The following is a 21,865-nucleotide window of genomic DNA, read 5'->3' on the forward strand; positions in this document are numbered from 1 at the left end:
TGAATTGCCCGCGCTTAACAACGTACCCTTGGTGGCTTGTTTGGTAAAGGAGATTTCGAGATCCGATGGTCAGTGGTGTAATTGTGAAGAGGGGATGGATAGCCATGGTGATGTCCACGGCCCGGCCCCCCGCTGCCAAGGGCCGCACCACTTGCCTATGGAAATCAGGTCAAAAATGTTCGGCAAAGCCCGGAAGGCGGGACGCAGAATCTCTCCGGCATCAGATAACGGGGATAGTGCAACGACAGCCGACGCTCCGTCCTCTGCCATGGCGACGCACGTTCCCTCACCCACCACAACCCCCGCCGGAAGATGCGTGTCATGTGTTCCTGTGCCTCTCACCACGAGGTCACGCAACACAATTCCCGACAGTCCGGAGTGCCCTGTCGGTGCCCTTTTTTCTCGGCCCGCCCGTTCCATGTCGGCAGGGAGAACCAGCACTTGTGACCCGCGTACGAAGCAGGTGGGGGCACGTGGCGTGCCCTCGAAATCGGTGGTGCCGCCCCAGGCTGGGTCGAGAATGTCGCAAGGGGGCCACTTCCGGAGCGGACATTGCCGTGTCAGTGCTTGTAGTAACGGCTGGAGCAGAACCTGCGACAGGACGTACGGCGACAGCAGCCATCGAGCATCATCGTGTGCCGGACGTGCCATGTGCATCACCTGAGCATCAGCTGGTATGCGAGCAAGAACAGTTGAACCGATGCCGGTCGTAAGCCAGTGCTCCCCACTGTTCTGAAGGCTGGACGCACCCGTGTGGTCCCTTGTTTCGGAGGCTATGCGTACCTGTTCCTCGCCGAGAGGCTCGAGCCAGGGCAGCGCGCGCAGCCAGGAGCGCTGCGGCACGGACCCGGTCGCTGCCTGGTATGCCGTATCGGATTGGCCTGGGGCCGGGCATGGCGGCAGTGGGGCTCCATTGCGCGCCGCGAGCGTGGCCTCCTCGACGAGTGAGGCGATGTCAGGCCGTACCTCTTTGCTGTGAACCGCCGCTGCTGCCCCGAGCCGGCCCTGGACAACAACGGTGAGTCGGGCGGCTCGGAAGTCGGTCTCTTCGGTGAAGCCGAGGCGCCCGGATTGTCGATGCATCGTGCGAGTCGTCGTGGCGCTGGCACGGAGCAGCCGCCAGGACGCTGTGCCCGTCATGGCGCCCCCAATGCCGTCACCTGAGGTAGGAGCAGAGCCGGGCAATTGGCGATCGACGGCAGGGCGTCCCCTTCCTTGACGCACCGCCCGACAGGGTCGAAGCGAACTGGAGCGGCAAGGTGGTGCGCGTCAATCGCCTCGCTGAGCTGAGAGTGATCGATGATGAGCCTGAGCGACACCGGCGATTCGATGGTCGTATTGCTCACCCTGTTGGCGCGGGCCACGTCGAGGACCGCGAACCCGTTGACGTAGCGGGCCCCACGGATCGCGTGGCAGCGGATGAATCCCATGCGAGAGCGAAGCTCAGCACTGCCCCTCGTGTTCCACTCGGCCTTCAAGTGCGTCAGACGCACCGTCGGCCTGGCATGGTGCAATCCGGCCCAGCTCTGCCCGCTGGGTGTGCCACGGTGCTCCGGTCTTGTCATGCGGTCGGCGAGCGATGCCACGACCACGCCGTCCTCCACGAGGACCAGTTCGTCGGAGGTGACACCTTCGTCGTCGAGAGGGCGTCCGGCAGGCCCGGAGGTGGTGACGCAGCAACCGTGCGGGAGTATCCGCTCTCCTTCAAGCACATGCCGCTCTTCCAGAGCATGACCGACGAGCTCGTGTATCAGCGCCGCAGCCACTGGAGGTTCCAGCAATACGGCCTGTTGTGACCTCGCCGGCGCAGGTACTGGTCCCGGTACATGGTGCTGGGCGAGCAGCCGCTCGCCCACGTAGACAGCAGCGTCAGCGAGTCGTTCGGGATCAGTTACGACGCACTGAACGGAGTCGCCTGTGTCGGGCATAGCCCCGGCCACGTGCCATTCGTCGAAGCCGACAGCCTGCGACACGCTTTCCGAGTTCTCGTAGTTCCGCGTGCCCACGATGTGAGTGAGGCTGAGTTGATGGCCCGCGTCAGCCAGGGGCCAACCGTCCCCTTCGGCCAGTGTTTCCAAGGCTTCGGTTGGGAGAGGGGCTGTGACGCCGTCCGGTTGTGGTGTCACCTCGTCGGTCCGGATCAGCCATCCGACTTGCTCGTTTCTCTGGCCTCTCCAGTGCAGCGTGCGGCGATGAGCCGCCGGTCCGAGCGTCCACTGGCCAGCCCGAGCAGTGGTGGCCGTGCGCCGAACCGACTGGTCCTCGCGACGTTCCCAGAAGGCACCCGTCACGTCAGACGCTCACCTTCGCGACCAACGCAGTTGAGGTGAGGGAGGAGACGCGCGATCTGCCAGGGGCGACCGGGGATAGGCACCAAGTGCCCACGCCGGAGCAGTCCTTGAAGTGCCGCCACGGCCGTCGACAGGGCCAGTTCGCGCCCCATGCAGAGGTGCTCACCATGGCCGAACGCAAGATGATCCGCGTTCCGTTCTGGCGCAAAGCTCTTCGGCTGTGCGAAGGCCCGGGGATCTGCGTTGGCCGAAGGGATGTCAAGCAGTACACGGTGCCCTGCCCGCAGATGTTGGCCCCCCAGGACTACGGGCCGTGCGGCAACCCGCGTCACATAGATGTCCGGTAGGGTCCTGGCCGCCTCCCAGACTGCCTCCCGGGCGGATGCGTCACTGAGAAGAGACTGCTGCGTAGAAGGTGACAGCGCACATACCGCCTCGACTGTGGCGAACGTCAGGGCCGCGCTCATGTCGGAGGCCGCCATCTCCAGGATCGGCACGGTGAGTGCGGGTACGTCCTCAACGGTGATGAGGCCACGGGCGAGCGCATGGCCGGGAAGGCCGGTGGATGCCAGTTGCCCATCCGTGGCGAGGGTCCGCAGCGTCGAATTCACCTCGGCGAACAAAGCCCTTGCGACAGGTCGGGTATCACCGTCCCCGAGCAGCTTCGTGGCCACCTGGACCCGGGCGGCGAGTTCAGCGCCCGTTTCGTTCGGCAGGCCGGCGAGGGCGTAGCTCGCCTGACGGTTGTACGGTCGTACATAAGACTCGATGAGGTCAATGGGCTTGTCGACCGGGAGGCCAGCCGCGATCCGGTTGGCTGTGGGGTGCAGCACCGTCTGCTTGAAGCTCGCGATGCGTTGCGGTGAGACGGCGCCGGCAAGAGCCGAGCGGAACCGTGCCTTCTCGCTGGGCGACGAGGTGTCCGTTGCCAGGAAGAAGCTCCTGGAGTATCCGGGAACGTACTCGTCCGTTGCCGCAGGACGGAACGCACGGGCGTCCGAGAGAACCTCACGGGCCTCTTCCTGACCCTGCACCAGCCAGACTGCGTCGCCGAACGGAGTTACTGGCTCAACGGGTACAGATGCCGAAGTCACGGGCGGCCGCCGGTGTTCTCATGCGTCGGTGCTGCAGCGAAAACCTTCTGCAGTACGGGAATCGCCCGACCCTGGCCCGCCAGTGCCTTCAGGAACCGGGCTGCAGGTTCGGACAGTGGCGAGTCGGAAGACGTCGGGCGCGCGAGGAGTGAAGCTGCTTCCGAAGCCGCGGCAGGCATCCCCGACCAGCTGAGAACTTCTGTCGCCCTCCGTGACGCCTCGTCGAACTGTCGTGCATCGTCAGCCAGGCGCATAAGGAGCGCTGCGTGCTCTCGTAGGTTCTGCGGACCGTGCTCAAGCCCCAGATTCACTCCGGACGCGATAGCCCGCGCGGCGTCAGGGTAGCCCGCGGCCTCCTGCTGCAACGCCTGCTTCAGCCGGCCCACAGCATCGGCACCCTGCGCCTTGCCGACAGCCCTTTCGCGAACCTCGGCAGGAACATCGGACAGCTCGAGCAGCGTGCCCTCGAGATAGAGGGCGTCCGCGCCTGAGACAAGGAACTGCCGGACGGCGTCCTGGGGGGTCTCCACAAGTGGCTCGCCGCCAGTGTTGAACGAGGTGTTCAGCACCGCGGGCACCCCGATGTACTGACGCATCTCGACCAGGAGCCGGTGGTAGTGCTCCGCAGCCCGCGGCACCGTCTGATAGCGCACGGTGCCGTCTCTGTGCGCTATGTGTTTCAGCCGGGGCTCGACCACCTCGGCCACGCTGAGCATGTACGGACCCAGCGATGGAGGCTGGAGCTCCAGGTCGAACAGCTCGGCCGCCGCGTCCTCGTCCACGCTGACGCCGAAAGGGCGGAACGGCTCTCGGAACTTGACACGGCTGTTGAGTCGTTCGACCGAGCCCGGGCTTGTCGGATCGGCAAGGATGCTCCGTGCGCCCAGGGCCCGAGGACCCCACTCCGATCGCCCCGTGTACCAGCAGACGATCTTGTCCTGACTCAACAGCAGGGCCACATCGGTTACTTCGGCATTGCGGCCGTACGAGGACAGACCGAAGTCCTCCAGTGCCGTCGTCGCCTCCCTCTTCGAGGGGTGAGCGCCGAGAAAGGCGGAGAACTTCTTGACGGGCTCTCGTCGATGCCCGAGCACATCGATCCAGCCGTACATGGCCAGGCCCACCGCAATGCCGTCGTCAGTGGCTGCCGGATGGACGAAGACGTCCTGGTAACCGGCCTCTCGCAGGCGGGCGTTGGCTGTGCAGTTGAGAGCGACGCCCCCGGCGTAGGCCAAGTTGGCACGGCCGGTTCGTTCACGCAGTGTGGAAGCCGTGTGGATCACTGCGGCTTCCAGATCATCCTGAACCTTGCGGGCAAGATCTGCGGCGAGCTGCGTACCCCAGTGGATCGGCCGGTACTTGAGACGCAGATCGTCGAGGCGTGCCGGCACCCAACCTGCGTAGCCTTCCGCGACTGGATGCGCGATCTCCTCAAGAAAGGCGTCGATGGCCCCCAGCCGGATCCTGACGTCCCCGTCTGCCAGATGCTCTGTCAGGGAAGGCCAGTCCGCACGGCGCTCCCCGTGGGCCGCCAGCGCCATGAGCTTCCCGGCCGCCGGGAGTCCGGCTTCGGAGAGCCCTGTCAGGGCAGCGAAGGCATCGAAGTACATGCCCAGGCTGAGCTCGCCCCCGTGGCCGAGGAACCTGCGCTCTACCTGGAGTGGTCCTAGGTCGCCCGAGAACCAGGTGGCTCGTTCGTACGAGCCGTCGGGCAGATGATGCCCCTGTTCATCGATGACGAGGACGTCACATGCATCGAACGGTGACGTGGCGTAGGCACTGTACGCGTGGCCGAGGTGATGCGCGGGAACACCGGGTTCGACCACACGGTCGGGATCCAGGGGCAGATATCCGAGGACGGCTTCGCGACATGTGGTGATGGAACGGCCGCACACCACGAGGTGTACGTCGTCCAGGCGCAGCCCCGCCTCGCGCAAAACGTACGTTACTGCAGCGAGCGGCGGGAGCACGGTCTTGCCGCCGGTGTGGGCGTAGAAGCCCTGGGACTTCTTGCGCCGATCGATGCGTTCCTCTGCGACAGCTGCGACTATGCGCCCGTTCCGCAGGAGGGCCGCCGCCCTGTCGTGACTCGACATGCTGATGCCGAGGACATAGGTGTCACCCATGTTCGTCACCGCCCAAGCCTTTCGAGAATTCGGCGCAGTTCGTCCCGGCTCGGCGTTCCAACGGCCCGATCGGGACCGCTCTGCGCGCGGCTCTGCAGGATCTCCGAGATGGCGAGCTGACTCATCAGATATGCGGTGAAGACCTGCTGGGCACTGAGGCGGCTCGTTTCGGAAGCGGGGTAACCGCCTGACTCCTGGATGTCTTCGAGGCCACCGATCATCTCCACGCCGAATACCTCCGCCTTCTCGGCGTACTCGGTACCGGGGTGGGGGCAGTAGACATAGGTCCCCACGCTGTCCACCACTCCGGTAGCCAGCAACGAGACGATGGCGTTGAGACTGGTGGTGATCGAGTCGATCGTCTCGGGCGGTGAGCCGACGATCCATTCGAGATGGGTGCCGAGTCCGGCCGCCCGAGCGATTCCGACAGCAGACATGACCGTGTCGAAACGCTGGCCCTTGCGCATGTCGCGGAGGATCTCGTCGTCCGCGTTGTCCAGGCCCAGATAGACCCTTCTGGCCATGCGTGACACCTGGGAGGCGATCTCGGGTGTCAGCATGCTCGAATGCGTGTAGACGCCCTCCACCTTCAGTTCACGCTGCACGAAGACGTCGCTGATTGCCACGACGTGATCGAGGTCGCGGGTGAAGATCTCGTCTTCCAGGAACGACACGTACGCCCGCCCCTGCAGAGCGTCGAGCAGCGTGTCCACCTCTATCGCAACGCGCTCGGCGGACTTGGTCCGGTACTTCAGCCAGTTGGGAACGCCGGCACAGAATCGGCAGCGGAACCGGCAGCCCGCGCTGGTGCGGAGGCTGAACGGCAGCCGGTCGGCCCCACCGCGGTTCTGGTACTTGTCCCACCATTCCACCGACGGCGTGAGCAGATGCCAGGCGGGCAGGGGCGTCTCGTCCAGAGTGTCGGTACTAGCGGGTTCGGGCCGGTCTCCCCGCTCCATTGAGGTCCGGGTCACCAGACTCGGATGATCGCCCGAACCGACTCCACCGCGCAGCAACTGCGTCACGATGTCCCCGATCACCGACTCGGGTTCGCCGTGGACCAGGAAGTCGCACTCAGGGACTTCGGAGAACACACTCCGCCCAGCTGTAGTCGGCAGTCGCCCGACGGACCCGATGATGACGTCGGCGTCAGCCGAACGGGCCTCCCTGGCCACGATCTGCATGCCGAAGACTGTCGCCGTCGAGCGGCTCGGGATGAAGTAGTCCGAGGCGAAGAGCACCACCCGCGCGGGCTGCGCGTGGAGCATCTCGCGGAGCCTGGGCAGATCCCGCCGCTCGTCCCAGGCATCGAACAGGTTCTGCAGGGCCAGATAGCCCACCTGCAGGCCGGCACTCTCCAACCCGCCGGCCACTGTGAGCGGAGGGGAGTCCCATGGCTCCTGGCCCGGGTACCGGTTTGAGATGGCCTTCCGGAACGTCGCGCGTCGGAATGGGGAGACGACAAGCACGTCGAGAGTCATTGAACCTGCTCCCCCTCGTACGTGGCGACGGCCTCGGCCCAGGCACGCCCCCACACGCGGATCGATACGCCGTACTGGGCGATGGACGCCAGGAGTTCGCAGACTGAGCCGACAGTGGACCCGGGCGGCGCTGTGACACTCTCGCTGGCCTGGGCCGCGGGATGGTCGACCACCCATCTGATGATCGAGGCCATGTCGGGATTGCCGTCGATGATGCGGCCGGGAGTCCGGATCTGAACCCCCTCGTCGTGGAAGCGAACACGTACACGGTCTGCTCCCTTTCCCACCACTGCAGCAGTCACTGTGTCCTCCCGACCAGCTCAGGCCGGGCATCGATCAGCGGACAGAAGACGTCCGGTGCAGTGAGACTCCCCTTCTCCACGAGGGCTCGTGATCGGGAACCTCCACCGCACAGACCTGCCAGTCCGCAGGATGAGCAGCCGCCGTCGATGGATTCCAGGGAGAGGCCACGCAGCACGCTCAAGGGAGCCGAGTCGCGCCATATTTCGGCCAGGGATTTCTCTCGCAGGGAGCCGCAGTAGACCGAATCGTCTCCGACCATCAGGATGCTGGGATAGACCGACCCAGTGCCATCTATGCACAGCTCGTTAGCGCCTGCTACGTCTCCTATGGAGCGATCCCGGGCGTAGCGCGGTTCCCGTAGTGGACTCCGGTTGCGCCATGCGGCCTCTGCCGCCGTGACGTCAATATCCGAGTGAATGAGGGGAAGGTAGAACTCCCAGGCGCTGGGCAAGGACAGTTGCATTTCCGGGATCTCGCCTGACAGCTTGAGTTCAGTGAGTTTATTGAACTCTCTAGCCCACTCGTTCCAAGGGAAGTCGTATCGCTCAAGGTGATCCCTGCCGTATCCTGCGGGAAAGAACTTTATGGCTACCTGGGAGGCGGCCCCAAGGTCCTCTACGGCCAAGCGATACGTGGGAACCAGGTCGTGCATGGTCGCACGCGTCATGGTGGTGTTGACGGATACTTCCAGGCCACTGGCGGCTATGCGCCTCACCCCGTCCGTCACTCGCCGGAACAGTGCTGCACGAGCAGCAGGGGAGGCGTTGGGCTGAGCTCGAAGTTCGGAGAAGGTCTCCGGGTTCGAGCCATCGATGCTGACGTTCAGGCTGAGATTCGGACACTCGTCGGTCAGTTGCGCGATCAGCCGCTCGCTGAAGAACAGGCCATTCGTGATCACCGACACGCGCCAGCCGCCGAGACTGCAAGCCTCGCGCAGGATGGCAACGATGTCGGGTCGCATGAAGGGCTCGCCGCCGGCGAATGCCACACTGAGGACGCCGTGCGCGTGAAGAGCGTGCACGATTTCGATGATTTCTTGCGTCGTCAATTCGTCGGGAAGAGGCTTCCCGGAAGCGCTGTGACAGTGCGTGCAGGCAAGATTGCATGCATTGGTCAAGTTGAAGTCGACATGTACTAGATCGATCATTTCCCCCGCCTGTTTTGCTGCAGCCCGTGAGGACCTATACGCGAGATCGAAGGTCTGTCGAGATCCATCGATCTTGCGCGCCTGCCGGGGAGGCGCGCAAGGCATTTAATATTCTGTTAATAATTGGCACAGTCGTAAGGGGTGAGGGAATGGCTGATTCGATGCTTGCGTCAACCCTCAGGGGCTGTCTCTTTGCAGGTGAAATGGCGCGGGGTGGATTCAGAGTGTCGGCGGTTGGCCAGAAACTAGGAGCTATGGCAATCTTGGCAAATTGGGGAAATTTCGCATGATTGAGGCCACGCTGCGTGCCCGTGTTGTTGAAACGTGTCAGCACGGAAAATTATGGAAAAGACGGCAGACGAAAACTCCTCTCCGCAGGTTCGAGGAGGGCTTGGAAGCAGGGTCTCTCCTGACACCGGACGAAGCGACAACAGGATGCGATCCTGCACCCTCGGACGCCACGCCAGAGAACATACGCCCTGGTCAGAAGCCATCCGGCTCCGCAAGCGCCATCGCTTCCCAAGCTGAGAGCGCGAGTTCGATTCTCGCCACCGTGAAACCCGACGTCGGCGGCATGGGGGTCTGTTGCTTATCCGGACCTCTTCGGTCCCTCTGCGCCCTCCGCGTGCCCTAAGTCGCGCCGAGCTCGAAGCGCCGCACTCCGGACCGTCACACACCCAGAAGTAGTCGGGACCAGCTGGGTTTCTTCCCGAAAACGCCGGAATATTCGCTGACGGCAGGTCAAGACATGACGTAAGACCAGGTCAGAGGCACAGCAGACGTGCCCTCACCAGGCGCCTTCTAAGCGCTTGGCCGCAGGTTCGAGTCCTGCCGGGGGCGCCCAGTCTCCGCCCTCCTTCGGGAGGGCGTTTTTGCTGGTCAGAGCGGGTATGGCGCGGCACGACGAAGCCCCGGCCGAAGATCCTGGACGCCGTCCAGAGCGGACAGGCGTTCGCCGTCGCCCGCGGCGGGCATCGTGTCGGCGAGCTGATCCCGCTCCGCCGCCGCCGTCGCTTCGTTCCTCGTGCCGAGTTCGCGGCCGTGTCACGTACCGCCCCCGACGTCTCGCTGGACGCCTTCCGCGACGACCAGGACGCCGTCGTCGAGCAGGAGTTGGACGACCCGTATGCCCGTTGAGCACGAGCAAGGACTGCTCGACAGCGGCATCATGATCCTGCGCAAGTGGATCGACGCCCACGAGCTATCTGCCGAGATGGCCATCAGCGCCATCACCCTCGCGGAACTCTCCGCAGGCCCCCACCAGGTGCGCGGCGGCGAGCAGAGCGGCTCCGACGAACACGCCGAGCGGGCCCGCCGCATGGACCTCCTGCAGCGCGCCGAAAATGAATTCGATCCCATCCCCTTCGACGTGGAGGCGGCGCGCCTCTACGGCAGAATCTGTGCCGCTGTCGTCTCCACAGGCCGCAAGCCCCGTCACCGTGTGGCCGATCTGATGATCGCCACCATCGCGGCCGGCCGAGGGACTCCCCCTCTTCTCCACCAGCTCCGACGACTTCAAGGGCCCCGACGGCTTGATCACCATCGTGCCCGTCACCCGGCCCGGGATCCTGCACGACCGGTAGTGCCGCGTCCGCCCTGGCCTGCGCCGGAGGCAGGGTGGTTCCGCTCCCGGTCGCGGACACCCACCGCCCGTCACCGGCTCACGCCTCGCGAGCGAGACCTCGATCCGCACGGAACACGAAAATGGCGCCCGGAGTCTCGGTGTCGGCACGTGCCCATACAGTTACCCGATGACACCGATCAAGAAGTTCCAAGTCACCTTCGACTGCGCAGAACCTGAGCGGCTCGCTCGTTTCTGGTGCGAGGTGCTGGGCTACGTCATACCGCCGCCACCGGCGGGGTTTGCCACTTGGGACGATTTCAAGCGCTCGCAGCCACCTGAGCAGCGGGATTCCTGGTTCGCCTGCGTCGATCCCTCAGATGTGGGCCCGCGGCTGTACTTCCAGCGTGTCCCCGAGGGGAAGGCCGCGAAGAACCGGGTGCATCTTGATGTGCGGGTCGGCACCGGCCTCGTGGGTGAAGAGCGCCTCGCCGCACTCGAGACGGAATGCGCACGACTGGTCCCACTCGGTGCGGTGCACGTGCGCACGCTGTATGACGGCGATGATGCGTGCATCCCGATGCTGGACATCGAGGGCAACGAGTTCTGTATCGACTGAGGGGCCGCGAACATGCCTTCGCCTTGCCCCCATGCGCCGGGGTGAAGGCACGAGGGAGGGGCGGTGATCAACCAAAGGTCCCCCGGAAATGACAGCAGCCGGGGCGCACCGTCTCCACCCTCCTCCGGGAGGGCGTTTTTGCCGGTCAGAGCCGGCTTCCCAGCGCCATGACCGCTTTCCCGAAGACACGGCGCCCGCGGAGGGCCTCGGCTGCCTCGTCGAAGCGGTCCCAGGACCCCTGCCAGCCGATCTCGACCCTGAGGAACCCCTCGGCGGCCAGCTCGGCGAGAACGGCCAGGTCCGCGCCGGCATCGCCCTCGATGACGAAGGAGTTCAGCGACTTGGCGGGGCCGACGGTCGCATACGGCGGAAAGACCGCCGGCTCCCCGGAAGTCCAGCCGACGCTCTGCACGCTGCCCCCGGGAGCGAGCAGGTTCCATGCCGCGACCAGCTGAGGGCCGCCGACGCTGTCGATGACCACGTCGACCGGTCGATTCAGTCCCTCCAGTCCGATCAGCACCTCGTCGGCGCCGGCCTCGGTCAACCCCTCTCCACGGGCTGCCGAGCCCACCGACGCGATCACGTGTGCACCGGCTCGTGCCGCCAGCTGGACCGCGAACCGGCCGACCCCGCCGGAGGCCCCGGTGACCAACACCCTTTTGTCCGGCCCGAGTCCCGCGGCCCGCAGCGAGCGCAGTGCCGCCACTCCGGCGACCGGCAGAGCCGCCGCCTGCGCCGGATCCAGACCCTTCGGCACTTCGGCGAGCGCACCCACGTCGATCGCCACGCGCTCGGCGAACGCTCCCGCGGTCAGCGCCACCACCCGGGTGCCCACCGCCGGGCCGGTCCCGTCGGCTGCGGCCTGGACGACCACTCCGGCGGCGTCCGAACCGAGCACCGCGCCCACCGGGATGCGCCCGGAGCGGGCGTCGTTGAGGTCGCCGTAGTTCAACGACGCGTGGGAGACGTCCACCAGTACCTGGCCCGGTCCGGGCACGGGGTCGGGAACCTCGGCGAGGCGGACGGCCGCGGATGCGGACGGATCGACGACGAGAGCACGAACAGACATGTCTTCCCCCTTGGTTGACGACTTGTAACAGCAGTCATCATCGATAACCTTGCCGGTCATCGGAAGGAGGCACTTTCATGTCACGCAGTCACACCCGTGTTACCGAAGCGCTCAGAGACGAAGCCTGTCCGGTCACCGAGGTGCTCGACCGCGTGGCGGGCAAGTGGAGCATCGGGATCCTGATCGCCGCCGCCCACGGCCCGGTCCGCTTCACCGAACTCGAACGCGCCATCCATGGCATCAGCCGACGGATGCTCACCCTCAACCTGCGCCGGCTGGAGCGGGACGGACTACTCGTGCGCACCGTGTATCCGACCGTGCCGCCCAAAGTCGAGTACAGCCTCACCCCCATGGCCCAGGAGCTCCACGCTTCGCTGACCGGGCTGGTCGGCTGGGCCGAGCGGCACCGGTCCGCCATCGCCGAAGCCCGCGCCGCCTATGACCCCGCGGCGGAGCAGAGACCCGACACCGACTGAACCGGCCGGACGGCCCGCGCCTCACCTTGGCCGCGCCACGCCTCCGGCCCCCCTGAGGGGATCGATCACGGCGCCGAGTCCTCCTTGTTCCTCGCCGCGGCGTACGCCTGGGTCGGCGTCATCGGCACCCCGTTGATCTGCACCGTCCTGTAGGGGCTGACCTTCGCGCAGGTCTTGGCCTTGTCGGCGGTCTGGGCGTGCGCGTCGGCGACCGCGGCGTGGGTGTCGGCGGGGGCGGCCGACGAGCCGCCCGAGGAGCCGTACGCCGTGCCGCTCGGCCAGTCGCTGCCGATGACGAGGACCACGCCGCTGCTGCTGCCTTGGGTGAGGTGCGAGGCGGGCAGTCCGAGGGCGGAGGCCGCCGTCTGGGCCTCGGCCTGCTGCCCGGGGCCGTAGGTGATCGTCGTCCTCGACGACTGCGCGGGGGCGTTGCCCGTGGTGGTGTTCGAGCTGAAGCCCTTGCTGAGGAGGGCCTGCGCGATCAGGGAGGCGCGTCCGCCGGTGGTGGTGCCGTTCTCGACCTGTACGGCGACCTCGGAGGCCGGCACGGTGGCCGCCGCCGACGCGGACGGGGAGGCAGAGGACGGCTTCTTCGTGCCGCTGCCCGAGGTCAGGGACTGGTCGTTCGCGATGGTCGCGAACAGCGACTTCGCGGAGGCCGCGGGCACGACCCGGTTGGCGTTGGTCGGGTCGGCCGCGGTCTGCATCGTGGTGAACGTCATCCGCTTGGACGGGACCTTGTTCAGATCGGTCGCCAGGTCCACGAGCCTGGTGACGCTGCCCAGTCCGGTGTCCACGGTCAGCGCCTTGGTGGCGGCGTCCGCCAGGGAGTACACCTTGCCCGGGTCCGTGAGGGTCCCCGCGCTCTTGAACTTGCGGATCATGGCGCTGAGGAAGAGGTGCTGGGAGACGGTACGGCCCAGGTCGCTGCCGTCGCCGAAGCCGTGCCGGGAGCGGACGAACTCCAGCGCCGCATCGCCCTGGAGGGTGTGGGTGCCCTTGGCGAGCTTCAGATGGGAGTAGGTGTCGTAGACGTTGTCGCTGACGCACACCGACACACCGCCGACCGCGTCGGACATCTTCACCACGCCGGCGAAGTCGAGCATCACGAAGTGGTCGATGGTGATGCCGGTGAGCTGGTGAATGGTTTTGACCTGGCAGGCAGCGCCGTACTGCAGCGCGCTGTTGATCTGCCCGTAGTAGCCGGCCGTCGACTGACTGGAGTCCGGGTCCTTGCAGGCCGGGACGTGCGTCATGGTGTCGCGCGGGACGCTCATCACGGTGGCGTTGGAGCGGTCGGCGGAGACATGCACCACCATCTCCACGTCCGCGTTGTGCCCGACGGTCGCACTCGCCGAGCCGCAGCCGCCGCCCAGTTTGCAGTCGGCCGCGTTGTTCCGGCCGTCGGAGCCGATCACCAGGATGTTGATCGGGGTCCGCCCGAAGGCGTCGGCCTTCTCTTGCCCGCCGGCACCGTCGTCGATCGCGACGCTCTTGATGTTGCCGTTCAGATGCTCGTACAGCCAGGCACCGGCTCCGGCGGTGACCAGGATCAGCGCCGCCACCGTGAACAGGGCTATGCGGGCGATCCGTTTGCGCCGGGCGACGGGCTTGGCCCGGCGGCCCGTGCCGCGCCCGCGGGAACGTTGCGCCTGCCGGGCGGCCGCCCGGCCCCCGTGCGGCGGGCGGGACATGCCGTCATCGGACTCGCGCTGACGGGGAACGCTTGCTGAACGATCTCGGGTGGCCGCATGGCCACGGTTTCCGCCCCAGGGGTCGCTCAACTCCCACTCCCTACGCTGTGGCCGACGCCAACCGGCGGCGCCACGGCGCACCCCTCGGCTTGGTTGATTGCGCAATATAGCAAGCGTTATCCAGTTCGCAGGTGGGCTGCGTCACACCTGCCACCTGCACCGGGCCGGTACGCCGTACCGGCGCGTCTCTCCGGTTCAGCGAACCGTGCTGTCCTCGGACACCGGACGGGCCGATGCTGCGTCACCCGGGGAGGACTGGATGACGCGGGCGGCCGTGGCGTCGGACGGCGGCGCGGTGTCGGACCGGGGCTGGGCGGCGGGAGCCGGGCCGGCACCGTCCTCCTTCATCGCCTTCGCCTCGCTCTTGAGGATGCGCATGGACTTGCCAAGACCGCGGGCGGCCTCGGGCAGCTTCTTCGAGCCGAAGAGCACGATGATGACGATTGCCACGACCAGCAGGTGCCAGGGTTCCAGTCCGTTGCGGAGCATCCCGCCCACCCCTTCTCACTTCTCACACGGTTGCTACGTTGCGCAACTGTACAACCAAGGTGCCCTTCTGACAGCCATCAGCCCGACGGTGTACAGCGCGAGAACAGCGGCCAGCAGCAGGTAGTAGAGGAGCGGCAGCGGGGTCAGCCCGAGCAGCGAGCCGAGCGGAGAGACCGGCAGCAGCAGCCCTACGGCGGCCAGCGCGCCCGCCGCCCAGCCGATCGGCCCGGGTCCCCGCCCCGCCGCGAGGCGCCCCGTGCGCAGCAGCACCATCACCAGGGCCTGGGTGAGCAGGTTCTCGGTGAACCAGCCGGAGTGGAACACCGCCTGGTCGTCCAGCCCCTCGGGTCCGCGCAGGGCGAGCTCCAGCACGCCGAAGGTGGCCAGGTCGGCGACGGCGTTGAGGACGCCGAAGCCGATGATGAAGCGCAGCAGGTCGCGCGGGCGCAGCAGGGTCGGACGGCGCAGCACCGACGGATGCGGCCGGTCGTGCGCGAAGGCGAGCTGCGCGGCGTCGAAGCACAGGTTCTGCGCCAGCACCTGGGCCGGCAGCATCGGCAGGAAGGGCAGCAGGAGGCCCGCCGCGAGCATCGCGAGGACGTTGCCGAGGTTGGAGGAGAGGGTGATGCGCAGATACGTGGCGATGTTGCCGCCCGAGTACCGCCCGGCCGCGATGGTGTGGTCGATCGCGGTGAGGTCCTTGTCGGCCAGGACCACGTCGGCGCTCTCCCGGGCGACGGCCACCGCGTCGCGCGGTGCGATGCCCACGTCGGCCGCACGCAGCGCGGGCAGGTCGTTGACCCCGTCGCCGAGATAGCCGACGGTGTGCCCGCCGGCCCGCACGGCGGCGGCGAAGCGGGCCTTGTGCTCGGGGGTGCAGCGGGCGAGGACGACGGTGCGGGCGGCGGCCGTGGCCAGTTCGGCGTCGGTGAGCCCGTCGATGCCGTCGGCGGTGAGGACGCCGTCCGGCGGCACGGCGATGCCCAGGTCGCGGCAGGCGCGGACGGCGGTGCCCGGGTGGTCGCCGGTGAGGATCCGGACGGTGACACCCCGGTCGGCGAGGGCCTTGAGCGCTTCGGCGGCGGTGGGAGCGAGCGCGTCCTTGAAGGTGACGAAGCCCTCGAAGTCCAGGCCGCGTTCGTCGGCGGCCGTGTACGCGCGAGTGCGGGCGGGCCGGTCGCCGGTGGCGACGGCCAGCACCCGCAGCCCGTCGTCCGCGTGCCGCGCCGCGAGCGCGAGCAGTTCCCCGCGTTCGTCGTCCTCCAGTACGCAACGCTCCAGGACGGCCTCGGCGGCCCCCTTGACGACCAGGGTGTGCGTGCCAAGGCGTCCCGGTGTGCGCACGACGGCGGTCGCCAGGCGCCGCAGCGGATCGAACGGAAGGGCCGCCACCCCGTCGTACGCCATGACGTCGTCCTCGTCGGCCGCGTCCAGGACCGCGTCGTCGAGGGCGTCCGGGGCGGGCAGGTCGGCCAGCTGCAGGGTCCACCAGGCGTTCACCGCGGCCCAGCGCAGCACCTCGGGGTCGTCCCGGCCGTCCGGACCGAGGGCACGGTGGAGGACCGGCCGGTCCTGGGTGAGGGTGCCGGTCTTGTCGAGGCACAGCACGTCGACGGCGCCGAGGTCGTGCAGCGCGGGCAGCCGCTTGACGATCACTCCGTGGGCGCGGGCCAGCAGCGAGGCGCCGCGGGCGAGGCACAGGGTGACGATGACCGGCAGCATCTCCGGCGTCAGCCCCACCGCCACCGCCACCGCGAACGGCAGCGTCTCCAGACCGCGGTCGCGCAGCGCGGCATTGGCCATCAGGACCAGCGGCGGGGTCAGCAGCATGAACCGGATGAGGATCCAGGAGATGCCGTGCACGGAGCGGTCGAAGGCACTGGCCTCGGGCCGGACGTCGCCGCGGCCGTGCGCCGCGGCGAACCGGGTCCGCGCTCCGGTCGCCACGACGACCGCGGTGGCACTCCCGGCCGCGACACTGCTGCCCTGGAAGCAGAGCTCGGGCCGGTCGAAGACACCGCCGCCCGACCCGCCCGATCCGTCGGCGGCATCCTTCACCACGGGGGCCGACTCGCCCGTGAGCACGGCCTGATGCACGGTCAGGCCCTGCGCACGCAGCAGTCGTACGTCGGCGGGGACCAGGTCGCCGGGGCCGAGCCGGATCACATCGCCCGGCACCAGCTCGTCCACCGGAATCTCCCGGGCGTCCGGCGGCAGATCCTCTCCGGCGCGGCGCAGGACGGTGGCGGTGGTGGCGACCAGAGCGCGCAGTGCGGCCATGGACCGGCCGGCCCGGTGCTCCCCGGACGCCCGCAGCAGACAGCTCACGGCGACCAGCAGGAGGATCACACAGGCGGTGCCCCAGGAGGCGACGGCCGCCGACACCAGCCCGAGGCACAGCAGTACCGCGGTGAACGGATCGCGCAGGCTGCGCAGCAGCACCCTCGGCCAGGACGCTTCCCTATGCGTCGGCAGCGTGTTGGCCCCGAAGCGGGCCTGCCGCTCCTCCGCCTGCGCCTCCGTCAGACCCCGCGGCCCGCTGTCGAGGCGCCGCAGGGTCTGCAGCAGCGTCGCAGGATCCGATCCCGAGCCCGCGTCGGCGACCGGTCCCGGTTTTCCCGCGGAAACGAGCGCCCCGGGGTCCGGTTCCGGGGCCGCGGTGGTGTCAGCCACCGGCCCCGCGCAGCGTGTGCACGGAAGCGGACGCCCCGTCGGCACGCGCGGCCAGTTGCCCCACCATCACCCAGACCACGGTCACGACATCGGGATCGTCGACGAAGTAGATCTGCCGCCGCCCCTCCCGCCGGGACCGCACGAGCCCCGCGAGCTTCAGCTTCGCCAGGTGCTGGCTGACCGCGGGCAGGGCCCCGCCCACCCGGTCGGCGAGGTGGGTGACATCGCTCTCGCCCTGCGCCAGCGCCCACACGAGATGCAGCCGGGCCGAGGAGGCCAGCAGTCCGAAGGCGGCGGCCGCCTCCGCCAGTACCTCGGCGGACGGATCCTCGAAGCCACCGATGTCTGCCGCCACAGTCCTCTCCCGTCCCACCCCGGTCGTCACGCTCGGTCCAGTCTAGGTGTCCGGCTGTGCCCGGACCTCCGTCTCACCACCGGTTGCCGCACAGTCGTCCGGCTCGGAACGGCCGCGGGCCGCCATCAGGAACCAGGCGACATCGCCGACCGCCGTCCCGGCGGCCACCGCCCCGGCGATCAGCCCCGCCGTGATCAGCCCCTGTCCGACGTAGGGCCGACCGGCGAAGGCGTCCACGCCGAAGCCGAGGAACAGGAACACGGCCGCGGCAGCGGCCGGCACACCGGTGACGAGCATCGCTCGCACGCACACGAACCGCATGTATCTCCCCCGATGGATGGACGCCCGCGGCATGGAGTGGCGAGTGTAATGGTTCACGGCTTGCGCAATCTTTAAAGGCTTATTTGATCTACACGTGCTCGACTGGCTCGCGGATCCGCTCATGCGCGACCATTTGCTGATCACGCCCTGCCACCCCACCCCGCCGACGAAAGGGACCCGCCGTGCGGCTGCGCTGCGCTGTGCTCGACGACTACCAGCAGGTGGCGACGGAGCTCGCCGACTGGTCACCCGTGGCCGACCGTGTGGATGCCGTCAGCTTCTGCGAACACTTCGACACCGAGGACGCACTCGCTTCCGCCCTGAGCGACTTCGACATCGTCGTCACCCTGCGCGAACGCGTCGCCTTCCCGGCCGAACTGCTCACCCGCCTGCCCCGGCTGAAGCTGCTCGTCGCCTCCGGCATGCGCAACAGCGTCATCGACCACGCCGCCGCCGAGGCGCAGGGCATCACCGTGTGCGGCACGGCGAGCACCTCGACGCCGCCGGTCGAACTGACCTGGGCCCTGCTCCTCGGCCTCGCCCGCGGCATCGTCGAGGAGAGCAACTCCCTGCGTTCCGGCGGCCCCTGGCAGCAGACGGTGGGCGCCGACCTGCACGGCCGCCGCCTGGGACTGCTCGGCCTGGGCAAGATCGGCAGCCGGGTCGCCCGGGTCGGCACCGCCTTCGGCATGCACGTCAGCGCCTGGAGCCAGAACCTCACCAAGGAGTACGCCGACGAGGTGGGCGTCGAACTCGCCTCCTCCAAGGAGGAGTTGCTGGCCGACAGCGACTACGTCTCAGTCCACCTGGCCCTGAGCGAGCGCACCCGCGGCCTGCTCGGCCCCGCCGAACTCGCCCTCCTCAAGCCCACCGCCTATCTGATCAACACCTCCCGCGCCGCGATCGTCGACCAGGACGCCCTGCTCGCCGCCCTGCACGAGGGCCGTGTCGCAGGCGCGGGCATCGACGTCTTCGACATCGAGCCCCTCCCCGCCGACCACCCGATGCGCACGGCTCCCCGGCTGCTCGCCACACCCCACCTCGGCTATGTGTCGCGGGCGAACTACGAGACGTACTACCGGGAGGCGGTGGAGGACATCCAGGCCTTCCTGGACGGGTCACCGGTACGCCGACTGAGCTGAGACGAGCAGCTCCCGCGGGGCACGGTCAGGCGTACCGATAGATCTGGCTCACGTCCTCCATCTCGTCCGGCGTCACGCTCCACGGCGGCATCGGCTCGTGCCGGGCGACGATGCGCCCGCGCTGCCCGCTGCGGGGGCCGGGCGGATAGGTCGGCAGATAGTACGGTGCGCCGTTCCGGTGCCGTTCCTGCCAGCGGGTCCACTGCAGGTCCACGAAGGCGTGGTGCAGCCAGAACACGGGGTCGTTGACGGAGGCGCCGCCGACCATGGCACCGCCGACCCAGCGGTGGACGAGGTTGTGATTGTGCAGGGCGGCGCCGTCCTCCCCGGTCCCCCACCCCTCCAGCTTGTTGCGGAACCCCTCCTCGCAGGTGGAGTCCCAGGGCTCGGTGTCGTAGACCGGGTCGGCGAGCGCCGTCTCGAGTTCCTCCTCCGTCGGCAGCTCGATGGGGTCGTGGGCGCGGCCGAGGTCCCGGGTGAGGAACACGGCGTCGATGATCCCCTCCCTGATGGGCCAGTAGCCCTGCGCATAGGCGAACGGCCCGGTGACGACCTGGCGGTCGTACGGGCGCCCGTTGCCGCCGAGAAGGTCGTCGGTCCAGGGCACGGACACCGTCGAACGGTCCCGCGTCCAGTCCCAGTACGGCACCGTCACCGACTCGTCGACCCGTTGCAGCGCCCGCTCCAGGTCCAGCAGGAACCGGCGGTGCCAGGGCAGGAAGGACGGCCCCATGTGGGCGGAACGCAGCCCTCTCTCACCGTCGGAGGTGTAGTACGCGATGTGGATGCGCACGAACTCGTCGTACTCTCCTCGCCATTTGATCTGGAGCAGCGCGTTGACGAACCGCCGCCGCTCGTCGGGGGTCAGCCTGCTCACGTCCTTACGCACGTACGCCATGCTCTTCCCCCTTGTGCATGGGCCCGCCGAGCGGGCCCGGGGCCAGGTCGCGCAGCCGCTGCCCGGGGCCGAGTTCGTCGACGGCCGCCCGGGTCGCCTCCAGCGAGGTCGGGTACGAGTTGTAGTGGTTGACCATGCTCAGCCAGGTGCCGTCGGAGCGACGCATCAGATGCAGCGGGCGGCCGTCCACGGTGACCTGCCACGCGTGGCCCCCGGCGCGGGGTCCGGTGGCGGTGACCAGGGCGCCCCGGATGCGCCGGCCGCGGTAGATCTCGTCGAAGGCCGACTCCGCCGCACCCTCGGAGCCGGCGGCACGCCGCGGGACGCGCGAGGCGACGAGGACGGGCGCAAGGGCGAGAGCGGCGACGGAGGCGAGCACCCGGCGCCTTGTCGCATCCCTCGCCCGCTGCTCCCCACCCATCGGTACTCCACGGGCACTGACGACCACGGCTCGCTCCTTCATAGGATCAACACCAGTACGTCCATACGATGCTGTGCCCACACGGAACGTCGGCGGAGCCGGTGCGTCAGATCGTCCAGAAATCCCACCAACGGGTCAGGCTCGGCATGCCGACGACGCACTCAGGGCGGAGCGAGGGCCGACAGAAGCACGTGCGCGACGGCCCCCAGGGTCTGCTCGGCGCCGGCCACCGCGAGCCACTCCGGAAGGGGAGCGTCTCGGTCGGGGTTGAGGTCATCGCGCGGCCCTGTCGACGGGCCGACGAACGGCCCGCTGCCCTCTCACCCTGGTGATCGACGGCCCGGCGAGGTTCACCCGGCCGTCGTCGCCGCGGCGAGGACCTTGGTCAGGGCGGTCACCATGCCGCTGACGGCCGGGGGGACCTTGTCGGCGTCGCCGGAGGTGGCGGCCGAGACCAGGGCGTCGACCGCCTTCTTCAGAGCGGTGAGCGCGTCACCTTTGACCGCCTTGGTCTTCACGGGGGTGACCTTGGCGATGGCGTCCTTCACTGCGTCGCCGAGCTTCTGCGCCTCCGCGACGGACAGTTGGCCGCCGTCGGCCTTCAGTACGGCGTTGAGCAGTCTGGCGACCGGAGTGAGCACACCGCCGAGATCGCCGAGCTTCTTGACCTGCGGGAGCAGCTCGTCCGCCCCGGGGACGGGTCCGCGGAACGACGTGCGGGTACGTTCCTGTGCCGCCACGGCGGCCGGAGTGGCGATGCCGACCAGGAGGGCGGCGCAGAGAGCGACGGACGCGAAACGCCGTGCGGGCAGTGCACGCATGGGGGCTCCTTTCGAGAACACTCAGCGGTAGACGCGAAGATGGTCGACGGCGAAGGTGAGCGGGCCCGGACCGGAGGGGGCCGGATGGTACTGGCCGGCGCTCAGCGACAGATTGAGGATCAGGTACGCCGACCAGTCGGCACCCACTCCGGCGCCGTCACGGAAGACCCGTTCGCCGTTGACGTACCAGTCGACGGAGTGCTCGCCGTAACAACTGCCGATGGTCACCCACTCGTCCGGGGCGATCGTGTCGGCATCCGTGTGATACGCGCAGGCGTGGTTGACGTGGTTGGACAGCTCCAGCAGGTGCGGGTTGTCCGGGTGGTACTCGAAGGAGTCGATCTCGTTCCCGCCGTCCTTCCAGGTCCACAGCGCCGGCCAGGCGCCGGCCCCGGACGGCAGTCTGACCCGGGTCTCGGCGTAGTCACCGGTCCGCACCTGGAAGCCCTCGGCGGAGTACTCGGTGGTGAGCAGTCCGGTGTGCCAGGCCTTCCGGCCGTTCTCGAGGGTGTGGCCGGCCGGGGTGGCGGTGAACGTGGCCACGCCTTCGGAGACGGTCACACAGCCGGGGCTGAGCCAGTCGAGCTTGTTGTCGTCCGGATTGTGGTTGCCGTAGCGGTAGGCGCTGGTTCTGTCGCCGACCCATTTGGTCCCCCAGGCGATGGGGGCGTCGAACTCCTCCGACCAGGTGAGCGACCTGCCGGTGGCGATGGCAGGGGACGCGGTCGGCATGGGCTGGGCGCTGTCGGCGGTCATGGCGGTGAGGGTAGGGCCGCGAAGCGGCCGCCCCGGCCGAAGCAGCGGCTGCACCGCTGGAATTCCTC

19 protein-coding genes, 1 tRNA gene and 1 pseudogene are annotated in these 21,865 nt (G+C 68.1%); 6 read left to right on the forward strand and 15 right to left on the reverse strand.

Annotated features, from left to right (window positions below; all coding sequences use genetic code 11):
- Positions 1-1,136 precede the first annotated feature (1,136 nt).
- The 5 genes from ACWDAG_RS19715 to ACWDAG_RS19735 all read right to left on the reverse strand — a co-directional run bounded on the left by ACWDAG_RS19715 (position 1,137) and on the right by ACWDAG_RS19735 (position 8,442).
- The gene (locus ACWDAG_RS19715; RefSeq protein ID WP_450696869.1) at positions 1,137-2,291 is read right to left on the reverse strand and encodes a metallopeptidase TldD-related protein; all 1,155 of its coding nucleotides are present in this window, start codon (positions 2,289-2,291) and stop codon (positions 1,137-1,139) included.
- Positions 2,288-3,325: a cytochrome P450 gene (locus ACWDAG_RS19720; RefSeq protein WP_450696870.1), complete on the reverse strand. Its 1,038-nt coding sequence runs from the start codon at positions 3,323-3,325 to the stop codon at positions 2,288-2,290. The genes ACWDAG_RS19715 and ACWDAG_RS19720 overlap by 4 nt, the downstream gene beginning before the upstream one ends.
- 56 nt (positions 3,326-3,381) lie before the next feature.
- A complete protein-coding gene (locus ACWDAG_RS19725) occupies positions 3,382-5,511 on the reverse strand; it encodes a carbamoyltransferase C-terminal domain-containing protein (RefSeq protein WP_450696871.1) in 2,130 nt (709 codons plus the stop codon).
- Positions 5,512-5,516: 5 nt separating this feature from the next.
- Positions 5,517-6,992: a B12-binding domain-containing radical SAM protein gene (locus ACWDAG_RS19730; RefSeq protein ID WP_450696872.1), complete on the reverse strand. Its 1,476-nt coding sequence runs from the start codon at positions 6,990-6,992 to the stop codon at positions 5,517-5,519.
- Positions 6,993-7,290: 298 nt separating this feature from the next.
- Entirely contained in the window at positions 7,291-8,442 is a 1,152-nt protein-coding gene (locus ACWDAG_RS19735) for a radical SAM/SPASM domain-containing protein (protein ID WP_450696873.1), read from the reverse strand.
- Between the two features lie 761 nt (positions 8,443-9,203).
- Between ACWDAG_RS19735 and ACWDAG_RS19740 the strand changes: the two genes are divergently transcribed.
- The 4 genes and pseudogenes from ACWDAG_RS19740 to ACWDAG_RS19755 all read left to right on the forward strand — a co-directional run bounded on the left by ACWDAG_RS19740 (position 9,204) and on the right by ACWDAG_RS19755 (position 10,622).
- A tRNA-Arg gene (locus tag ACWDAG_RS19740) sits at positions 9,204-9,279 on the forward strand.
- Between the two features lie 84 nt (positions 9,280-9,363).
- Entirely contained in the window at positions 9,364-9,579 is a 216-nt protein-coding gene (locus tag ACWDAG_RS19745) for a prevent-host-death protein (RefSeq protein WP_450697059.1), read from the forward strand.
- Positions 9,569-10,025 (forward strand): annotated as a pseudogene (locus ACWDAG_RS19750) (PIN domain-containing protein). The gene ACWDAG_RS19745 and the pseudogene ACWDAG_RS19750 overlap by 11 nt, the downstream one beginning before the upstream one ends.
- A 168-nt stretch (positions 10,026-10,193) precedes the next feature.
- Positions 10,194-10,622, forward strand: a complete 429-nt coding sequence (locus ACWDAG_RS19755; RefSeq protein WP_450696874.1) for a VOC family protein — start codon at positions 10,194-10,196, stop codon at positions 10,620-10,622.
- Between the two features lie 145 nt (positions 10,623-10,767).
- Here the strand turns inward: ACWDAG_RS19755 and ACWDAG_RS19760 are convergent, their stop codons facing one another.
- Entirely contained in the window at positions 10,768-11,691 is a 924-nt protein-coding gene (locus tag ACWDAG_RS19760) for a zinc-binding dehydrogenase (RefSeq protein WP_450696875.1), read from the reverse strand.
- Positions 11,692-11,768: 77 nt separating this feature from the next.
- On the opposite strand from ACWDAG_RS19760, the gene ACWDAG_RS19765 reads away from it, so the two are divergent.
- Positions 11,769-12,167: a winged helix-turn-helix transcriptional regulator gene (locus ACWDAG_RS19765; protein ID WP_450696876.1), complete on the forward strand. Its 399-nt coding sequence runs from the start codon at positions 11,769-11,771 to the stop codon at positions 12,165-12,167.
- Between the two features lie 65 nt (positions 12,168-12,232).
- Here ACWDAG_RS19765 and ACWDAG_RS19770 read toward each other — a convergent pair whose 3' ends face one another.
- The 5 genes from ACWDAG_RS19770 to ACWDAG_RS19790 all read right to left on the reverse strand — a co-directional run bounded on the left by ACWDAG_RS19770 (position 12,233) and on the right by ACWDAG_RS19790 (position 17,759).
- The gene (locus tag ACWDAG_RS19770; protein ID WP_450696877.1) at positions 12,233-13,861 is read right to left on the reverse strand and encodes an LCP family protein; all 1,629 of its coding nucleotides are present in this window, start codon (positions 13,859-13,861) and stop codon (positions 12,233-12,235) included.
- Between the two features lie 255 nt (positions 13,862-14,116).
- Positions 14,117-14,410, reverse strand: coding sequence for a Sec-independent protein translocase subunit TatA (gene tatA / locus ACWDAG_RS19775; RefSeq protein WP_450696878.1), 294 nt, complete (start codon positions 14,408-14,410; stop codon positions 14,117-14,119).
- Between the two features lie 33 nt (positions 14,411-14,443).
- Complete coding sequence (gene mgtA / locus ACWDAG_RS19780; RefSeq protein ID WP_450696879.1) at positions 14,444-17,083, reverse strand: magnesium-translocating P-type ATPase; 2,640 nt, start codon at positions 17,081-17,083, stop codon at positions 14,444-14,446.
- Entirely contained in the window at positions 17,076-17,438 is a 363-nt protein-coding gene (locus tag ACWDAG_RS19785) for an ArsR/SmtB family transcription factor (protein ID WP_450696880.1), read from the reverse strand. The genes mgtA and ACWDAG_RS19785 overlap by 8 nt, the downstream gene beginning before the upstream one ends.
- A 42-nt stretch (positions 17,439-17,480) precedes the next feature.
- Positions 17,481-17,759: a hypothetical protein gene (locus tag ACWDAG_RS19790; protein WP_450696881.1), complete on the reverse strand. Its 279-nt coding sequence runs from the start codon at positions 17,757-17,759 to the stop codon at positions 17,481-17,483.
- A 182-nt stretch (positions 17,760-17,941) separates the two neighbouring features.
- On the opposite strand from ACWDAG_RS19790, the gene ACWDAG_RS19795 reads away from it, so the two are divergent.
- Positions 17,942-18,901, forward strand: a complete 960-nt coding sequence (locus tag ACWDAG_RS19795) for a D-2-hydroxyacid dehydrogenase family protein (protein WP_450696882.1) — start codon at positions 17,942-17,944, stop codon at positions 18,899-18,901.
- 25 nt (positions 18,902-18,926) lie between these two features.
- On the opposite strand, the gene ACWDAG_RS19800 is transcribed toward ACWDAG_RS19795, so the two are convergent.
- The 4 genes from ACWDAG_RS19800 to ACWDAG_RS19815 all read right to left on the reverse strand — a co-directional run bounded on the left by ACWDAG_RS19800 (position 18,927) and on the right by ACWDAG_RS19815 (position 21,797).
- Positions 18,927-19,799, reverse strand: coding sequence for a tyrosinase family protein (locus ACWDAG_RS19800; RefSeq protein WP_450696883.1), 873 nt, complete (start codon positions 19,797-19,799; stop codon positions 18,927-18,929).
- Positions 19,783-20,247, reverse strand: coding sequence for a tyrosinase family oxidase copper chaperone (locus tag ACWDAG_RS19805; RefSeq protein WP_450696884.1), 465 nt, complete (start codon positions 20,245-20,247; stop codon positions 19,783-19,785). The genes ACWDAG_RS19800 and ACWDAG_RS19805 overlap by 17 nt, the downstream gene beginning before the upstream one ends.
- Before the next feature lie 323 nt (positions 20,248-20,570).
- Entirely contained in the window at positions 20,571-21,041 is a 471-nt protein-coding gene (locus ACWDAG_RS19810) for a hypothetical protein (protein WP_450696885.1), read from the reverse strand.
- A gap of 21 nt (positions 21,042-21,062) precedes the next feature.
- Positions 21,063-21,797 carry a glycoside hydrolase family 16 protein gene (locus ACWDAG_RS19815; RefSeq protein WP_450696886.1) on the reverse strand — a complete coding sequence of 245 codons (735 nt, stop codon included), beginning with the start codon at positions 21,795-21,797 and terminating at the stop codon, positions 21,063-21,065.
- Positions 21,798-21,865: the final 68 nt, after the last annotated feature.

The sequence above is a fragment of the Streptomyces sp. NPDC001157 genome (assembly GCF_053598255.1).

Bases quoted from the DNA above. Each gene is read 5' to 3' on its own strand.
- ACWDAG_RS19725 (WP_450696871.1), bottom strand. From the start codon at position 5,511: ATGGGTGACACCTATGTCCTCGGCATCAGCATGTCGAGTCACGACAGG.
- ACWDAG_RS19730 (WP_450696872.1), bottom strand. From the start codon at position 6,992: ATGACTCTCGACGTGCTTGTCGTCTCCCCATTCCGACGCGCGACGTTC.
- ACWDAG_RS19735 (WP_450696873.1), bottom strand. From the start codon at position 8,442: ATGATCGATCTAGTACATGTCGACTTCAACTTGACCAATGCATGCAAT.
- ACWDAG_RS19755 (WP_450696874.1), top strand. From the start codon at position 10,194: ATGACACCGATCAAGAAGTTCCAAGTCACCTTCGACTGCGCAGAACCT.
- ACWDAG_RS19760 (WP_450696875.1), bottom strand. From the start codon at position 11,691: ATGTCTGTTCGTGCTCTCGTCGTCGATCCGTCCGCATCCGCGGCCGTC.
- ACWDAG_RS19765 (WP_450696876.1), top strand. From the start codon at position 11,769: ATGTCACGCAGTCACACCCGTGTTACCGAAGCGCTCAGAGACGAAGCC.
- ACWDAG_RS19770 (WP_450696877.1), bottom strand. From the start codon at position 13,861: ATGTCCCGCCCGCCGCACGGGGGCCGGGCGGCCGCCCGGCAGGCGCAA.
- tatA (WP_450696878.1), bottom strand. From the start codon at position 14,410: ATGCTCCGCAACGGACTGGAACCCTGGCACCTGCTGGTCGTGGCAATC.
- ACWDAG_RS19790 (WP_450696881.1), bottom strand. From the start codon at position 17,759: ATGCGGTTCGTGTGCGTGCGAGCGATGCTCGTCACCGGTGTGCCGGCC.
- ACWDAG_RS19800 (WP_450696883.1), bottom strand. From the start codon at position 19,799: ATGGCGTACGTGCGTAAGGACGTGAGCAGGCTGACCCCCGACGAGCGG.
- ACWDAG_RS19810 (WP_450696885.1), bottom strand. From the start codon at position 21,041: ATGCGTGCACTGCCCGCACGGCGTTTCGCGTCCGTCGCTCTCTGCGCC.
- ACWDAG_RS19815 (WP_450696886.1), bottom strand. From the start codon at position 21,797: ATGACCGCCGACAGCGCCCAGCCCATGCCGACCGCGTCCCCTGCCATC.